This window comes from Mesorhizobium waitakense, assembly GCF_056431085.1.
Genome location: NZ_JBWKME010000037.1, coordinates 1 through 15,772, shown reverse-complemented (window position 1 = coordinate 15,772; position 15,772 = coordinate 1). Strand labels below are relative to the sequence as shown.

The window sequence follows — 15,772 nt, the reverse complement described above, 5'->3', positions numbered from 1 at the left end:
GAGTTGAGGCCCGCCGCCAGCTCGGCCGTTTGCAATGGGGAGACCGATATCTGGCTCCTTCGGCCCCGCGAAGGAGGGTCAGGCAGCGGCTTGCTTCAACGCTTGAACCGAGCGTTGCGCCGACTCCACCTCGACATTGTCGATCAGCCGCGTCTGGCCGAGCCAGGCGGCGACGAGCAGCCGCGCCGGTCGACCCGGCGTGGCCATCAGGGCAAGATTATCGCCGGCGCGAAGTTCGAGATACTCCACCCGCGAAAAGCCCGCAGCCAGGATCGCCTGTCGAGCCTCATGCAGCAGGCGCTCTACGGGTTCTCCGGAGCTTAGCCGCCCGGCAGTTTCGAACAGGATCTCTGCCAGTCGGGGCGCGGAGGGGCGCTCGGCGGCGGACAGTCGCGTGTTGCGCGACGACATCGCCAGCCCATCCGCTTCACGCACGGTCGGACAGGCGACGATCTCGATCGGAATATCAAGGTCACGCACCAGGCGTCGCAGGACTTGCAGCTGCTGAAAGTCCTTTTCACCGAAAAACGCCAGATTGGCGCCGGTCTGCAGGAACAGCTTCGTCACCACGGTCGCCACGCCGTCGAAATGGCCGGGCCGGAACGCTCCGCACAGACCCTCGCTCACTCCGGCGACCGAAACCGTTGTGGCAAAGCCTTGCGGATATATGTCGGCTGCATCGGGAGCATACAGAATATGGGTGCCGACCGACGCGAGCTTGGCGGCGTCATCGTGCTCGGTGCGCGGATAGACAGCCAGATCGCCGGCACTGTTGAACTGTTTGGGATTGACGAAGAGCGTCACGATGACCCGGTCGGCCTTTGCAAGTGCGGCACGGACCAAGCTCAGGTGACCCTCGTGCAGGGCGCCCATGGTCGGCACAACGGCGACCTTGAAGCCTTCCCGGCGCCACGCGGCGACGATGCTGCGCAGTTCGGCAACGATCCGGACAATCGGAATGCTCATGCGGCTTCTCCTCCATTGACAGGACGTGGCACGTCGCCGAAGACGTGCTCGACCGCTGGAAAGCGGCGCTCGCGCACCTCGCTCGCATACGTCGCGATTGCTGCCTCGGCGGTCCCGGCAAGCTCGGCATAGCGCTTGACGAATTTCGGCCGGAAGGTTCCAAACAGGCCCAGCATGTCATCGACAACCAGGATCTGCCCGTCACAAGCCGGCGACGCGCCGATGCCAATGGTGGGGATTGCGACTTCCTGTGTGATCTGCCGGGCAAGCGCTTCGGGTATTTTCTCAAGCACGACCGCGAAGGCGCCCGCCTCGCTCACCGTGATCGCATCGCGCACGATGTGCTCAGCATCCTCGCCTCGGCCTTGGACGCGATAGCCACCGAAAGTATTGACCGCCTGCGGCGTCAGCCCGACATGACCCATCACCGGAACACCGCGCATGGCAAGAAACCGGATCGTCCCGGCAATACTCTCGCCGCCTTCGAGCTTGATCGCAGAACAACCGGTTTCGGCCATCAGACGGACGGCATTGCGGAAGGCCTGCTCGGGACTTTCCTCATAGGAACCAAAAGGCATGTCGACCACCATCACCGCCTTTTCCAGCCCGCGCCGCACGGCCTTGCCATGCATGATCATCATCTCGAGCGTCACGCCGACTGTCGAAGGAAGCCCATGGAGAACCATGCCGACGCTGTCACCGACCAGAACCACATCGCAGTGATCGTCGACCAGCTTTGCGATTGGCGTCGTATAGGCCGTCAGGCAAACAAGTGGCATCTTGCCCTTGCGCGCCGCAATGTCCGGCGGCGTCAACGCCTTGGCCGCTCCCGTTGCGCTCACCAAGTTTCCTTCCCTTGCGTCAACCGCGATGGAAGCGTTTGCCACAAATTTGTGCAGATGCGAAGAGAAAAATTTGCATCGCACAATAAAGCCGCGCGTCCGCCTTCCCACGCATTGTCGCCAACCGCCGGGCAATACAAGGACTTCGTATCGAGCAGTGACCATCCATGTGATATCCTGCTCCATGGCCATTGGTTCGAAATCGCGTCCTCGCCACCTGCCGAAAAAGAGCTTTCCAGCCTATGCGTACTTGCCCGGCAGGCAGCCGCATCCCGTGCGCGATCCCGCTGGACATAGCTACCTTGTCGAGCCGATGCCGGTCGCCACAGATGCGGCGCTTGGCTCGGATCCATTCCTCTGGGGTCTCGACCTCTTCAATCACGGTTATTACTGGGAAGCACATGAGGCTTGGGAAGGTCTCTGGCAGGTTGCGGACCGAGGCGGCCCTTCTCGCGTGTTCTTTAAAGCATTGATCCTGTTGTCGGCAGCCGGCGTGAAGATACGTGAGGGCAAAACTGCTGCAGCGGTGCGCCACTCCCGGCGCGCCGCAATGCTGTTTCGTCGACTGAACGGCCCGTCGGAACATATTGTCGAAAACGCGCTTGGCCTCCCGCCAGCCATACTCGCCGACTACGCTGAAGCAGCGACAAGGCTGCCTGCCGCGTTGCGGGCCGTGCCATTTGGTCGGCCTCAACCAGTGTTTGATTTCGTCCTCGGATCAGATTGTCAGGGCCACTAATCCGCAAACAGTTGGGATGCAAAGAATGAAAGGTAAAATCCCGGACGGGGATGGCGAGTGTTGCGGAATGGTCAAAAAGCTCTTCCAAGCAACAAAATACGGCTGTGGGTCAGCAGCTAAAGCGGCTGAGCACCACATCCAGGCGCCGCTTGGCGGCTTGGGCCGTCTCTAGACGCTCTCGGTTTTCTCCGACCACCTCCTCCGGCGCGCGAGCAACGAAGTCTGGGTTGTCGAGCTTTTCGGAGAGTTTTTTGATCTCAGCCTCCAGACCACTGACCTGCCTCGCCAGTCGCATCCGCTCTGCTTTAAGGTCGATAAACTCGGCCAACTCTCGCTCTGCTTCAGGCACGATTTCGCGGAGCGCGCAGCGCGTTGGCTGCGTTCAGAGTCAGACCGCTCGTCGGTAAGTCCAGAGCTGCGCGGGCGGGATATTGCGGACGACGAAATCGTAGTGTGACACGATGTAGCGGTCCGGCATCTTGATCACTGGCGACAATGGTCCGTAGGTGATTTGCATCACTGGCCTGCCAGCAGGGATGCGGGTCAGCAAATCCTCAAGCAAGGCGATGCGCAGCTCCATCGGGAAGCTCAACATCGGCACCGCGCTTATGACACAGTCGAACTGTTCGGCATTTCGTTCCGCCAGCACTTCACCCAGCGAAAAAGCATCGCCCAATCGAAAATCTACGCACGGAAAACGTAGGGTGAGGCGATTGTAGAAATCCTTCGAATATTCGACCGAAACCAGCTGCTGTGGCTTCACGCCCGTGTCCAGGATAGCCTTGGTGATTACCCCGGTCCCTGCCCCAAGCTCGAGAACTGGCATTCCGGACGCTGGCCTGATCACGCTAGCCATGCGGCGCGCCGCATGAACAGAAGTCGGCATGAGCGCGCCCACTCCTTTTTTGTCCCTTTGCCAGCACCGGAAGAATTGCACTTCTTCCTCAAACTTCCGGCCGAGGCGCTCCTTCAAGCGAAAGACCATGTCTACTCCCTGCTACGGCTATTCATCCGCGTCGCTTTGACGGACGGACGTTTGGACAAGTTTTTCGACATTTACAAGCCGCTGACGGCGTTGAAACGGCGCCGGAGTTTACGTCGGCCGGAACGAAGACCGGTCGTTCGACTTCATCGGGACCGCCAGCACGGTTCGCGTCTGCATTGCCAGTCCTCATCGTGGGGTTCCTGTCTACGAAGGCTGGAAGGCGAAGTCCAAGCCGGCCACACTCTGTGGCCAAGCGCGGCGTCACCAGAGCGACAATTCGCAACTGCTCGGCACCAACGCAAATGGATCGAAGCCAACTCGACGGGAATTCGCTGATGGGGAGACCCTTGTCCATTCCCGCGCTTCGTGTCTCGCCGAAAACGGTCGTTGGCGTTGGATGAGATCACCGTCGGAAAAAGAAACCTGTCGATTGAGCCCGCTTACGGGTCGCTCCCGTCGGTCGCTCGATCGACAGCCTCGTGCGAGGTGGAAGCTCGCCCACGTTCAATTCGAGCAGCCGCTGATCCAACTCCTTGTCCGCCGCTGTGAGGCGATGGTTCAAGCGAAGGTAGTCCATCCAGGTCGGCGTGCGGAATGTCTCTGTCCACTGGGAAGGCTCCTGGAGATCGCGCTGAAGGTTCCAGTGCCGGGCACCAACACGGCTTTGCACTCGCCGTCGTTCGCGCATCTGTTCCAGGAAGGCTTCGACGTTCGTCTCCGGGATTGAGTACTCGATCTTGACGACGATCGGCCCGCTTCTCGACTTCAAGTCCACCGCGACCGCAGGCGTTTCGAAGCCAAGAGGATCTTGGTCAGAATCTTTCCATTGACGAATAGGCAACAGTAACCCGGTGAAGGCGACAAGCAGGAGAGCGCCAGCGGAGCTCTCCAGCGCCACGGTAAGCGAATAGTTCTCAGCCACCGTGCCCCACAGCCAGCTGCCGGCCGCGATGCCGCCCGACGAGAGGGCAGAGTAGATCGAGAGCGTGCGACCAACGACCCACCTTGGGCTTGACAGTTGCACGCTCACGTCAAGCCCCGTCCAGGTGACGACCCAGCCAGCGCCGCCGAGCGCCAAAGCAATAGCCGCCACCACCAGTGAAGGCGTCAGGGCAAGCGAAAGACAACAAGCCGCGCAGGCGATGCAGGCCAGTGTCGTCAGACGCTCTTGGGACAGCGACCGTCGCAGGATGTTGTTGCAGATGCCGGTGCACAAGGCGCCCGTCCCGAAGCCGGCCATCAGGATACCATAACCGATCGGTCCTCCCCCCAATTGATCGCGGGTGACCAGGGGCAGCAGCGCCAGTATGGAGATGCTAGTCAGGCCGAAAAGCGCTCCGCGCGCGATTGCCGCCTTGATCTCTCCCGACAGCGCCGTGAAGCGCGCTCCGTCATGCATAGCTGTGGTCAATGGCTCGCGCGGAAGAGGCGAAGAGCGCACATTCCATTTGCAGCGCCCAACGGTCCACAGCAGCGTCAGATAGGTCAGCGTCGCGATGGCGAAAGCCGTCAGTGGTCCGAAGGAGGCAACGACGATGCCGCCGAACGCCGGACCGATGCTTCGCATGGCGTTGTAGCCGACCGAGATCAGTGTGACCGCGGCTGGAACATCCCGCTTTCGCAGGATGTCACCGACCGAGGCGTGCCAGGCAGGGTCGGTGAAAGCGGCGCCGCATCCGGCCAAACAGCTGAATGCGAGGATCATCCATGGATTGTAGAACCCCAGCGCCACAGTAGCAGTCAGCATCGTCGACGACAAAGCTATCACGCACCAGCCGAGCATCATCACATTGGCGGCGGCTGAAACTGTCGGCAATGGCCCCGGCGAAGATCGACAGAATGAATACGGGCAGCGTCCTCGAAGCCTGCACCAGGGCGACCATCACGTCCGAAGTCGAGATGGTTGCCATCAGCCAACTGATCGCAACGGTCTGCATCAGCCAGCCAAGACTGGATACCTGGTTCGCCAGCCAGATCGGACGAAAAGTCGGACTCTCGAGCGGCGCAAACGTTGCCGACGAAACTGGATTGGCTTCCTCGCGCGCCACCCTGCTCATGGGGCTGAGCCTCCCCCCGTCCGATTGTGCTGGAGATTTTCCTCTGGGTGTGAACGGTCGTTAAAAACTGCGGTTATTCGGTGCCGAGGATTGGGAGTAAGATTTTCGGGCATGAGAAAGGGGCGTTCACCGGCGCCCAGCAACGGCACCTCGGCTATGCCGAGCGAGCTGGAGCAGGCACGTTATTCCTGGATGAAATCGGCGACATGCCGATGCCCGCTCCAAGCCAAACTTCTACGGTGATCGAGGACGGAAGCTTCAACCGAGTCGGTGGCGAGACCCCCTGCAAGTTTCGTGCACGGGTCGTCTCGGCCACGCATCGCGACCTTGGTCAGCGTGGCGGACCATCAGGCTTCCGCGAGGACCTCGATTTCGGCTTGCCGTGTTGCCGGTGACAGTCCCGCCCCTGCGCGAGCGCCATGAGGACATCACCTGGCTGCTCGACCGATTTCTGGAAAATGCGGTGAGCCGGTCTGACGTGCGCATCCGCGGATTCAGCGCGTTGGCGCAGGAAGCAGCTCTTGCCCATCGCTGGCCCGGAAATGTGCGGGAACTGCGGAACAGGGTCGAACGGGCCGTCGCCTTGTCAACCAGCGAATGGATCATGCCGGGCGACCTGTTCCCGGAACGTGCGGCAAAATCAGAAAATACGACCTTCGCTCCGCTGGCCGATGTTCGTGACGCGGCAGAACGACGTCAGATCGCGCGGGCGTTGGACGAAACCGGCGGCCAAATCGCGAAGGCAGCCGCACTGCTTGCAGTCTCCCGGACTACTCTTTGGGAGAAGATGACGCGGCTCGGCCCCGCCGATCGGGCGCGTTCGACTTCCTGAACCTTCGGCAGCGCAGCATGTTCGGATTTCCGGACGTGAAGCAGGAGTTTCCCGTGTTTTCTCCACGCTCTTTCGATGAAAACCAACATTTTCTGCGATTGGCACAAGCGTTGCAGAGCTCTTGGCGAAGAAGTTCGCCCAAAGGGAGGTTTGCATGGATCGTTGCAACAAGCTGGTCGACGTCGGCCGGCGTCAGTTTCTAAGGGGCGGGGCATTCGCTGCTGCCCGGATGGCCACGGCCGTTGCACTGCCTGTGCAAGCCCAGACCAAGGCTGCCCCTGGCCTGGCTCTTGTCGAATACCCCTCCAACAAGCTGGCCAACATTGCCGACTTGAAGCCGAACGAGCCGTTCGACGTCGGCTGCCCCGATGAAAATGCGCCCGGCGTGTTGCTGAAACTTGGCACCAAGGTCGACGGCGGCGCCGGCCCGGATGGCGACATTGTCGGGTTCTCGACGACCTGTCCCCATAGGGGCTTTCCGCTGAACTACAACGCGGACGATCATTCCTTCAATTGTCCCGGCCACTATTCGCGCTTCGACGCCGATGCCGGCGGCAAGCAGATCTGGGGCCAGTCGACGGCCCAATCTTCCCCAGTACGCACTTCGCATCGATGCCAAGGGCGACATCCACGCCGAGGGTGTGGACGAGCTGCTGTATGGCCGCCTGAGCAACGTACTTTAAGGGAGGATCGGATCATGGCTTACAAACGTCACGTCGCCCGTCTGCCGATCATTCCGGCCGACGCCAAGAAACAAAACGTCACCTGCCATTACTGCATCGTCGGTTGCGGCTACCATGCCTACACTTGGCCGGCGAACAAGCAGGGCGGCACAGCTGCCGCTTCGAACGCTTTCGGGGTCGACCTTCCCAGTAGCAACCTGCCGAGACCGACGCCTGGTATGCAGCCTCGATGTACAACATCGTCAAGCAGGACGGGCAGGACGTGCATATCGTCCTCAAGCCCGATTCCGAGTGCGTGGTGAACTCTGGTCTCGGTTCGGTGCGCGGCGCACGCATGGGCGAACTGCGCTACTCAACCGCCCGTGGCTCGCAGCAGCAGCGGCTGACCAGCCCGACGGTCTGGCGTTACGGGCAGATGCAGCCAACATCGTGGGACGACGCCCTGGACCTCGTGGCAAGGGTCACGGCGGCCGTCATCAAGGATCAAGGTGAGGACGGTCTGTTCATTTCCGTGCTCGATCATGGCGGCTCGGCCGGCGGCTACGAAAATACCTGGGGCACCGGCAAGCTCTATTTTGGTGCGATGAAAATCAAGAACATCCGCAGTTACAACCGGCCGGCCTACAACTCCGAAGTCCATGCCACCCGCGATATGGGTGTCGGCGAGCTCAACAATTGCTACGAGGATGCCGAACTGGCCGATACCATGGTGTCGGTCGGCAACAATCCGCTCGAAACCCAGACCAACTATTTCTTGAACCACTGGATTCCGAACCTGCGCGGAGCTTCCATGGACAAGAAGAAAGCACAGCTGCCGGGTGAATCCCACGCCAGCGGGCGGATCATTTTCGTCGATCCGCGGCGGACCGTGTCGATCAACGCCGCCGAAGCCGAGGCCGGCAAGTACAACGTCATGCACCTTGCCATCAATTCCGGCACGGACATGGTGCTCTTCAACGCCTGGCTCACCGAGATCGCCAGCAAAGGCTGGGTCGACAAAGCCTTCATTGACGCCTCCGCGAAAGATTTCGACAAGGCGGCTGCCGCCAACAAGACGTCGCTTGAGGACGCGGCGAAGATCACCGGGCTGACGGTCGACCAGATCAGGCAGTCGGCGGCCTGGATCGCCGAACCCAAGGACGGCAAGCGCCGGCGGACGATGATCGCATACGAGAAGGGCCTCATCTGGGGCAACGAGAATTGCCGGACCAACGCGGCGCTGGTGAACGTGGCGCTAGCAACCGGCAATGTCGGTCGCGAGGGTGGGGGATGCGTGCGCATGGGCGGCCACCAGGAAGGCTACGTGCGGCCGTCCGACGCCCATGTCGGCCGCCCGGCCGCCTACGTCGACAAGCTGCTGATCGAAGGCAAGGGCGGGGTCCACCACATCTGGGCCTGCGATCACTACAAGACCACGCTGAACAGCCACCAGTTCAACATGGTCTTCAAGAAACGCACCGACATCGTGAAGGACGCCATGAATGCCGTGCCTTATGGCGACCGCGATGCGATGGTGAAGGCAATCACCGACGCGATCAGGGCCGGTGGGCTATTCTCCGTCGACGTCGACATCATCCCATCGAAGATCGGTGCTGCCAGCCACGTCTGGTTGCCGGCGGCCGAATCCGGCGAGATGAACCTCACCTCGATGAACGGCGAGCGTCGGATGCGGCTGGTCGAACGTTACATGGACCCACCCGGCTCCGCCAAACCGGCTTGCCTGATCGCCGCAGGCCTTGCCCAGCATATGGAGAAAGTCATCCGCGAGGGCGGCGACGCCAAATATGCCGACCAGTTCAAGGGCTTCGACTGGAAGACCGAGGAAGACGCGTCCATGGACGGCTACCACCAGAACGCCAAGGGTGGCGAGAACGTCACCTATGAACGATTGAGGGCCATGGGCAACAATGGCTTCCAGGAACCGTCGACCGCGTTCGCGGACGGCAAGATAGTCGGCACCAAACGACTCTATGCCAATGGGAAGTTCGGCACGAAGGATGGCAAGGCAACCTTCATGGAGGCCGCATGGCGTGGCCTGGAGGCGCCCGGCAAGGAGGAGCAGAAGAAAAACAACAAGTTCCTCATCAACAACGGCCGCGCCAACCCGGTCTGGCAAAATGCCTTTCTCGACCAGGACAGCGAGTTCGACACGGATCGGTGGCCGTATCCGTTCATCCAGATCAGCCCCGACGACATGAAGGAGCTTGGGCTAAACAACGGCGCTCTTGTCGAGTTCAACAATGAAAGTGGCTCGACACAGGCGATGGCCTATCCAACGCCAACCGCCAAGAAAGCCGAGACTTTCATGCTGTTCGAGTTCCCGACAGGCGTAGTCGGCAATGTCATCAACGCCGGCACCAACGAACTGATCCTGCCCAACTACAAACAGACCTGGGCCAACATCCGCAAGATCTCGGATGCCCCCGAAAGCGTGAAGCACCTGTCCTTCAAATCCACGGAGTATCAGGCGAGCTAAGTTCGACGCTGCCGCGAGCCGACGCCCGCGGCAGCAACCGTGCCTTCAATCCAAAATGGAGAGTTCCTGCGTGAAACACCTGCTCGTCGGCGCCACTATGATTTTGGCGTTACTGCCGCCGGTCGCCCTGGCCCAGGATATAGAGGCCGGCAAGATGGTCTTCAAAAAATGTGCCGCCTGTCACAACGCTGATACCGATGCGAATAAAGTCGGACCAACCCTGAAAGGCGTGGGTGGGCGAGTAGCCGGAACCGTACCCGGCTATTCCTATTCGAAAGCCATGAAAGATGCGGGCGCGGCCGGTCTTGTCTGGGACGAGCCTAACCTCACGGAATATCTCGCCAATCCCAAGGCGAAAGTGCCGACGAACAAAATGGGGTTTCCTGGCCTCAAGAATCCCGACGACATCAAGAACGTCATCGCTTATCTCAAAAGCCTGTCTGGCTAGACGCCCTTTGGCGGGAGTGGTGCGTGAGCAAACGCAAGGAGGAGCGATCGTGTTTCATGCCGCGAACCGCGTTTTGCCAGCCGACTGCTCCGCAGCGCAGAGCGGCAAAACCATTGCTTTTGAAGCCGCTGTGGCCAAGGCCGTGGCGCTCGCTCACACTGTCCGCTACCGGGAACATCTCTCGCTGGCCGCGTCATTGGGGCGGGTCTGCGCGGTAGCCATTCATTCCCCGATAGCGCTCCCGCCCTTCGATAATTCCGCAATGGACGGGTTTGCGGTGCGAACGTCGGATTTCAACGGGGACGGCCCCTGGACATTTCGGGTGGCAGGCCGGGTAGCAGCTGGCGATGTGCGGGCGCATGACCATCTGGATCCGCGAACGGCGCTTCGTATCTTCACGGGCGCACCCGTGCCGGCGGGGTTCGATGCCGTGGTCATGCAAGAGCAATGCGAACGCTCCAGTGACATGGTGACCGTATTCGAGCGACCGCGACGCGGCCGACATGTCCGCCTCGCCGGCGAGGACGTCGGTGCGGGATCTGAGCTCGTTACGCGGGGCAAGGCTCTGTCTGCCAGGGACTTGACCTTGCTGGCTGCCGTGGGGATCGCTGACGTCGAGGTGCTTCGAAGGATCCGCATTGGGCTTCTGTCGACAGGCTCCGAACTAAAGGAACCGGGCGAGCCCCTCGCGCACGGCCAAATCTATAATTCCAACAGGGTTATGTTGCGCTCGCTGCTGGCGGCATGCCCTTGGGCAGAAGTGGTCGACTTTGGCATTGTGCCGGACAGTCCGGACCTCCTCGCCGATGCGGTCGAGCGGGCGGTCGCCTCCTGTGACGCACTGGTGACGACCGGCGGCGTCTCGGCCGGCGAAGAAGATCATATGATTGCCGCCGCGCTGCAGCACGGTGCCCGCCTCGATGTCCTTAAGGTGGCGATGCGACCAGGCAAGCCGTTGAAGGTTGGGACAATCCAGAGCAAGCTCTTTGCCGGACTACCGGGAAATCCCAATGCGGCGCTGGTCGCTTTCCGGCAAATCATTCTGCCGGCGTTACGCAGATTGGCTGGCCTCACCGAAGTCCAACCGCAATGGTTTTCCGCGGTGGCCGGTTTCACCTGCAAGAAGCGTCAGGGCCGGACCGAGTTTGCGCCTGTCCGCATTTCCGGTCGCTCCGAAACCGGTGAACCTGTGCTTGAGCTGATCGAACGTGGATCCTCAGCCAACTTGATGGCAATTGCTTTGGCCGATGGCATTGCCCTCTTTCCGGCTGAAGTCGCCGAAATCACCGACAGCATGCCGCTGCGCTACGAGCCTTTCTCGAACTAGATGCCGTAATGGGCCGGCCTTCGCGAGCATAGCCAGGTTGGGTGGCTGTCCCTCAGAATGATGGTGTTGAAACGGAGTCCGGGCGATCGGCTCCAACATCATGAGAGGAACAGCCATGGAACATTATGCGGGAATCGATGTCTCTCTGGAAGAGAGCAGCGTGTGCATTGTTGACGCGACCGGAACGATCATGCGCGAGGTCAAGATCGCCAGCGAGCCGGAGGCGCTGGTCCGCTATTTCGACGAACTGGAATTGTCTGTTAGTCGCATTGGGCTCGAGGCCGGGCCATTACGGCATCTAGGAAGGAATTCGAGGCACTTTTCGAGAGATCGGTCGTCGTGGGTCAAGGTGCTGGAGGAACTCGTCTGGTGGGTGGATCGCCTGAAGGAGGAGGAAGGATCCAGGCGCGTATGGCGGCTTCCAATGGGATTTCGACGGTGTGCGAAAGTTCGGCGATCAGCGCCATCACGCACGTCGGAAGGCGGGGCGGCCATGCTGGCGCCGCGGCGGCAAGGCGAGGAACGCCAGACGAGCCGACGCTATCCGAATCCCTATGCGAATCTTCCCAGGATCGTAGCGTTGCCGCCAAAGCGGCACCTGGCCATGGCGCTGGCGGCCGAGTGACCGGCGGTTTGGGCGGGCTATTCCGACATCATACCCAAGGCCCGATTTGAAGGAAGCTCCATTTGTTTCCTGCGGCTGAATCGCTTATGTTAAGGGCATGTAGGCACGAAACAGGAAATAACGGTTCATGGGAAAGATTGCCGTCAAAAATCGGTCGATGGACGATAGTCGCCTCAGCGAATCTCTGAACCCAGGGAGCTTCGGCAAGCATAGTCGTCATGAAGACATGAGGCAGATCGCGGCGATATCAGGGTTTGAGGGGTTAACCCCGTCTCCGGCGTTCAAGGCGCTTCGGGAGCGCTACATTTCTGGCGAGATTTCGATCAAGGAGTTCCGGAAGGAGATCGATTCCCGCTGGAAACGGAATGGCTGACCCATATCTCGTTCCAGGCTCTGAAGGGCTCCTTCGAAACGAGATCGGCCTGACAACGATCGAGGAACTTTGGGAAGCCGAGTACCATTATGCCGAAGTGGGGGCAGCGGAGTTGTTCGCTTCGCAGCGAAACATCCAAATCTCCATGCGTGGATGGCGAACCGTCCACAAGGTTCTCTTCCGGGATGTCTATGACTGGGCCGGCGAGTATCGCACGGTCTTCCTCATCAAGGACAACGAACGGGGCCGATCCCGTTTCTGCGAACCCTCGCGCATCGAGGCCGAAGGGACTCGAGTGCTTGATGGACTCAAGGCTACGCTTCGGCACCTCGATCATGCCCCATTCGAAAAGATCGCCGAGGAATTCGCTGGCGCCTACGTCGACCTCAACCAGGTCCATCCATTCCGTGAAGGCAACGGGCGATCCCAGAAGGTCTTCTTCTCCTTGATCGCGCGCCGTTATGGAATCCAGCTGGACTGGGCTGAGATTTCCCCGGAAGAGCATAACAAGGCCGCCGTCGACGGGTCATTCGGCGAACTTGGCCTGATTTGTCAGCATTTCAGGTCGATCGCCGAACGAAGGTCAGGGAATACGGTCACTCTCTCGTATCCTGTGCGCCAAGAGAACGATTAAGAAACTGATGCCCGGTCAATGTCCAGACCGTTTAGCAAGCAGCAATTACCTGAGACGGAACGAGACTGCCTTCCCCGAATCATGAAGCTGTAGGCAGCTGCATCCAGCCTGTTGACATTAACCAATGTTCCGCCGAATCTCCAGTAGGGAACGATACCTTCCCTATCCAATCACCCAACATCTTGCGGTCCCCTGAGCGAAAGGGATAAGCGGTTGAAAAACGTCGCGCTACCAATCTGGTGAACTAACGTATGCCGCTCTTGACCATTCCGAAATCAGTTCGGTCTCAGAAACACCCATAGGGCAGCGTGCATCGGGAGGCGGTTTCATTGAGCTTATCGAAGAGGTGTAAACCAAAGTATGCCGATTTTAGCATCCGAGAATGCTCACTTTCCCAGCGCACAATAGGAACCGGGACTGCAGCGTTGCTAAATAGTAGCGAAGGCTTCGCGAAAGCCTAACCAATAATTGGTGGCTCAACCCGGCCCGTTCTGAAGGGGACGGGGAGGCATTCCTAGCGAATATCGCCGCAAGCCGACCCCGCGAGTTTCGAGTAGGCACGGGAAAATGAGCCCCGTCAGACCATGATCTCAAGCCGTTACGGATATCAAAGAAATAAAGGAAGTCCCATCATGCTGGAGCGCCAAATTAATCTCGGCATAATAATTTGGACGACAATCATTGGCGGCTTTTTTAGCTCGCTTGTTAAATGGGGCTCTGAGGTCAATATGCCGCCTCGGATGCCGGGCGAGATCTCTCCTCCGGCAGCGCACATTGATGCGTGGCTCGGGTGGCTTGGAGTTAATTCTCATTCTCTGGATTACGTATACCAGGGAGTAAAAGTACCAGGGGCAGTCACGCTATATCATTGGTTGTTCAGCTTTATGTTTGCGTTTGTATACGTTTTTGTTTCAGCCTTTTTTCCAAAAATTAGACTCTGGCATGGCGCTCTCTATGGATTGACCATCGCAATTGTCATGCATGGGTTTTTAATTCCCCTACTTGGTTTCAGAAATCCGTCCTACGCAAACGGTGCAACGGGATGGCTGTGGAATCTGAATAGATATGAGTTGTGGAGCGAGATCCTCGGGCACATTTACTGGTCGGTTTCGATCGAAGTCTGTCTGATTGCAGTCCTTGCTCACTTCTCCAGGCCGCTTAAGGGAGCGTGGGTCGACGTAAATAGGGCGTAGCTGCTCCCGCGTTGCGGTCTTAATGCTGCCCTGAGCGAGTAAGCCGTGAAGGGCTTAGCCTTCAGACCGAACTTTGTTCGTTCATACGGGTAGTCACATCACAGCGGGAAAACCCGGTGTTTCATATACATTCATGAATGTATATATGATGAAAGAGCTAGGGATGTATGTAAAAAAGGTACCTCGAAGGAAATGATTTATGAGACGCACTAAGGCCGAGGCCGAGCGGACACGTGAGGCCGTGTTGGCTGCAGCAATCGATGTTTTCCAATCGATCGCGGCGTAACCCGTGCTACCCTTGAACAGATCGCTAGTGCGGCAGGGGTAACACGTGGCGCCATCTACTGGCATTTCCACAACAAGCAAGAGATATTCACGGCACTTGAGCGGCGGGCCAACGTGCCAAACGAGGAACTCGGTGAACGGCTCAAGGCCCGCCTCGCCGCCTACCCCGATCTTGATCCGCTGGCCGAATTGGCAGGCGCAATTGGCGACGGACTGCGGTCATTCGAAATCCACCTCGAACGCCCCCGCATTCTAACGATACTATGGCTCCGGTGCGAATATGCCGACGACATGCAGCCGGTTATTGCGCGCCAGCGAGATGCAGACATGGCGCTGCAGAGAATTTTTGAATCCGTCATCGGACAGGCCGCCGCGCGTGGCCTGCTTGCGCCCGCCTTGTCGCCGGAATTGGCGCCGCGCGCGCTCCTTCTACTGTGCAATGGATCGATTCTCGATTGGCTACGCGCGCCCGAAGAGTCCGACCTGACAGCCAGCACCATGCCGGTCGTGACAGGCTTCCTCGACGCTATCAGCGCGTCCAAGCGCCCGCGGAGGCCCTGATGGCCTTCGGAAATGCGCCTGACGAGCAGGTCATACGGTTCCCACAACATGGGCCAGCGCCGCCACTGGCGGCTGTGCCCGCAATGCGTTTCGCACCCAGAAAGCGGCCTCGGTGATGCGACGCGTACTAACGAACAGGGAATCCGCCCGAACGATAGGACTTCTATGCAACGGAATGGCGGCCCTTCTTGTCCGGTCCACGCGGGTTCTGCTCATGTCGGCGATATTATGCGCGCTGATCGGCTGCGCGACCCGAGGGGAATATGCCTTTCATCCTCTGGCCCTTGCCGCCAGCGATGCCAGCCAAGTGGATATGCTGGTCGCGACGACGCGCAAGCAGTCTGAAAATCTCGGCCAGCTCTATACTGGCGGCCGCGGAGCCGCGATATCGCTCAACAGGATAGTCGTCTCCATTCCTCCGGATCGGAACCCCACGATTGGAAAGGTCCAGTGGCCTTTGTTCATCAAACCCGATCCGGAAAAGGATTTTGCTGTACGCGGTAAGCTGAGAAGCAGGTCTGCTGGGGAGGAGTTCAGCCCATCGAGCAGCCCGACGTTTCGTCTGCTCGACTCGACAATGGACGGGAAGGCGGCAATATTCCTGTAGGTGGGAGAGGATGTATGCGAGATTTGCCACGCGACATAGATGCCGACGTTGTGATTGAAATCAGTCGTCTTCTCGATGACGCCGCGCGCACCGTGGCTGTAGCGATCCACGGTCTTGTCAAACATATCCGGGACGCAAC

Annotated in this window: 14 protein-coding genes and 6 pseudogenes; 15 read left to right on the top strand and 5 right to left on the bottom strand. The window is 59.5% G+C overall.

Going from position 1 to position 15,772, the window contains the following annotated elements:
• Window positions 1-78 precede the first annotated feature (78 nt).
• Together panC and panB are read right to left on the bottom strand one after the other, a co-directional pair.
• Window positions 79-966: a pantoate--beta-alanine ligase gene (panC, locus tag AC07FD_RS09620; protein ID WP_378924790.1), complete on the bottom strand. Its 888-nt coding sequence runs from the start codon at window positions 964-966 to the stop codon at window positions 79-81.
• Entirely contained in the window at window positions 963-1,808 is an 846-nt protein-coding gene (gene panB, locus AC07FD_RS09615; RefSeq protein ID WP_095090525.1) for a 3-methyl-2-oxobutanoate hydroxymethyltransferase, read from the bottom strand. The genes panC and panB overlap by 4 nt, the downstream gene beginning before the upstream one ends.
• A gap of 184 nt (window positions 1,809-1,992) precedes the next feature.
• Between panB and AC07FD_RS09610 the strand changes: the two genes are divergently transcribed.
• Entirely contained in the window at window positions 1,993-2,547 is a 555-nt protein-coding gene (locus AC07FD_RS09610) for a DUF309 domain-containing protein (protein ID WP_095090310.1), read from the top strand.
• 109 nt (window positions 2,548-2,656) lie between these two features.
• Here the strand turns inward: AC07FD_RS09610 and AC07FD_RS09605 are convergent, their stop codons facing one another.
• From AC07FD_RS09605 to AC07FD_RS09595, 3 genes and pseudogenes are all read right to left on the bottom strand, one after another.
• Window positions 2,657-2,875: a hypothetical protein gene (locus AC07FD_RS09605; RefSeq protein ID WP_478349637.1), complete on the bottom strand. Its 219-nt coding sequence runs from the start codon at window positions 2,873-2,875 to the stop codon at window positions 2,657-2,659.
• 60 nt (window positions 2,876-2,935) lie between these two features.
• A complete protein-coding gene (gene pmtA, locus AC07FD_RS09600; RefSeq protein ID WP_095090311.1) occupies window positions 2,936-3,532 on the bottom strand; it encodes a phospholipid N-methyltransferase PmtA in 597 nt (198 codons plus the stop codon).
• A gap of 403 nt (window positions 3,533-3,935) precedes the next feature.
• Window positions 3,936-5,589 (bottom strand): annotated as a pseudogene (locus AC07FD_RS09595) (MFS transporter).
• An 80-nt stretch (window positions 5,590-5,669) separates the two neighbouring features.
• On the opposite strand from AC07FD_RS09595, the gene AC07FD_RS09590 reads away from it, so the two are divergent.
• The 14 genes and pseudogenes from AC07FD_RS09590 (at window position 5,670) to AC07FD_RS09525 (ending at window position 15,633) form a co-directional block, all read left to right on the top strand.
• Window positions 5,670-5,984, top strand: coding sequence for a sigma 54-interacting transcriptional regulator (locus tag AC07FD_RS09590; RefSeq protein WP_245331285.1), 315 nt, complete (start codon window positions 5,670-5,672; stop codon window positions 5,982-5,984).
• Window positions 5,972-6,421 (top strand): AAA-type ATPase lid domain-containing protein, encoded by a 450-nt coding sequence (locus AC07FD_RS09585; RefSeq protein WP_478349636.1) that lies wholly within the window; start codon window positions 5,972-5,974, stop codon window positions 6,419-6,421. The genes AC07FD_RS09590 and AC07FD_RS09585 overlap by 13 nt, the downstream gene beginning before the upstream one ends.
• Window positions 6,422-6,575: 154 nt before the next feature.
• Window positions 6,576-7,104: pseudogene (locus AC07FD_RS09580) on the top strand (arsenate reductase (azurin) small subunit).
• Between the two features lie 14 nt (window positions 7,105-7,118).
• Window positions 7,119-9,580: pseudogene (locus AC07FD_RS09575) on the top strand (arsenate reductase (azurin) large subunit).
• A 97-nt stretch (window positions 9,581-9,677) separates the two neighbouring features.
• The gene (locus tag AC07FD_RS09570) at window positions 9,678-10,028 is read left to right on the top strand and encodes a c-type cytochrome (protein ID WP_167392321.1); all 351 of its coding nucleotides are present in this window, start codon (window positions 9,678-9,680) and stop codon (window positions 10,026-10,028) included.
• 16 nt (window positions 10,029-10,044) lie between these two features.
• Window positions 10,045-11,073 (top strand): annotated as a pseudogene (locus AC07FD_RS09565) (molybdopterin molybdotransferase MoeA); the annotation flags it as partial.
• A gap of 114 nt (window positions 11,074-11,187) precedes the next feature.
• The gene (locus AC07FD_RS09560; protein WP_478349645.1) at window positions 11,188-11,355 is read left to right on the top strand and encodes a hypothetical protein; all 168 of its coding nucleotides are present in this window, start codon (window positions 11,188-11,190) and stop codon (window positions 11,353-11,355) included.
• 115 nt (window positions 11,356-11,470) lie between these two features.
• A pseudogene (locus AC07FD_RS09555) lies at window positions 11,471-11,647 on the top strand (IS110 family transposase); the annotation flags it as partial.
• A 460-nt stretch (window positions 11,648-12,107) separates the two neighbouring features.
• Entirely contained in the window at window positions 12,108-12,353 is a 246-nt protein-coding gene (locus AC07FD_RS09550) for an antitoxin VbhA family protein (RefSeq protein WP_143748890.1), read from the top strand.
• Complete coding sequence (locus tag AC07FD_RS09545) at window positions 12,346-12,987, top strand: Fic/DOC family protein (protein ID WP_478349635.1); 642 nt, start codon at window positions 12,346-12,348, stop codon at window positions 12,985-12,987. Before AC07FD_RS09550 ends, AC07FD_RS09545 begins: the two co-directional genes overlap by 8 nt.
• A gap of 632 nt (window positions 12,988-13,619) precedes the next feature.
• The gene (locus AC07FD_RS09540) at window positions 13,620-14,180 is read left to right on the top strand and encodes a YagU family protein (RefSeq protein WP_095090317.1); all 561 of its coding nucleotides are present in this window, start codon (window positions 13,620-13,622) and stop codon (window positions 14,178-14,180) included.
• Between the two features lie 270 nt (window positions 14,181-14,450).
• A pseudogene (locus AC07FD_RS09535) lies at window positions 14,451-14,552 on the top strand (TetR family transcriptional regulator); the annotation flags it as partial.
• 27 nt (window positions 14,553-14,579) lie between these two features.
• Window positions 14,580-15,026 (top strand): TetR family transcriptional regulator C-terminal domain-containing protein, encoded by a 447-nt coding sequence (locus tag AC07FD_RS09530; RefSeq protein WP_478349634.1) that lies wholly within the window; start codon window positions 14,580-14,582, stop codon window positions 15,024-15,026.
• A 214-nt stretch (window positions 15,027-15,240) separates the two neighbouring features.
• Window positions 15,241-15,633, top strand: a complete 393-nt coding sequence (locus AC07FD_RS09525; RefSeq protein WP_378924455.1) for a hypothetical protein — start codon at window positions 15,241-15,243, stop codon at window positions 15,631-15,633.
• Window positions 15,634-15,772 lie beyond the last annotated feature (139 nt).

What these genes read in the sequence shown, in the direction of transcription:
- panC (WP_378924790.1), bottom strand. Translation starts at nt 966, where the DNA reads ATGAGCATTCCGATTGTCCGGATCGTTGCCGAACTGCGCAGCATCGTC.
- AC07FD_RS09610 (WP_095090310.1), top strand. Translation starts at nt 1,993, where the DNA reads ATGGCCATTGGTTCGAAATCGCGTCCTCGCCACCTGCCGAAAAAGAGC.
- pmtA (WP_095090311.1), bottom strand. Translation starts at nt 3,532, where the DNA reads ATGGTCTTTCGCTTGAAGGAGCGCCTCGGCCGGAAGTTTGAGGAAGAA.
- AC07FD_RS09570 (WP_167392321.1), top strand. Translation starts at nt 9,678, where the DNA reads ATGATTTTGGCGTTACTGCCGCCGGTCGCCCTGGCCCAGGATATAGAG.
- AC07FD_RS09550 (WP_143748890.1), top strand. Translation starts at nt 12,108, where the DNA reads ATGGGAAAGATTGCCGTCAAAAATCGGTCGATGGACGATAGTCGCCTC.
- AC07FD_RS09545 (WP_478349635.1), top strand. Translation starts at nt 12,346, where the DNA reads ATGGCTGACCCATATCTCGTTCCAGGCTCTGAAGGGCTCCTTCGAAAC.
- AC07FD_RS09540 (WP_095090317.1), top strand. Translation starts at nt 13,620, where the DNA reads ATGCTGGAGCGCCAAATTAATCTCGGCATAATAATTTGGACGACAATC.
- AC07FD_RS09525 (WP_378924455.1), top strand. Translation starts at nt 15,241, where the DNA reads ATGTCGGCGATATTATGCGCGCTGATCGGCTGCGCGACCCGAGGGGAA.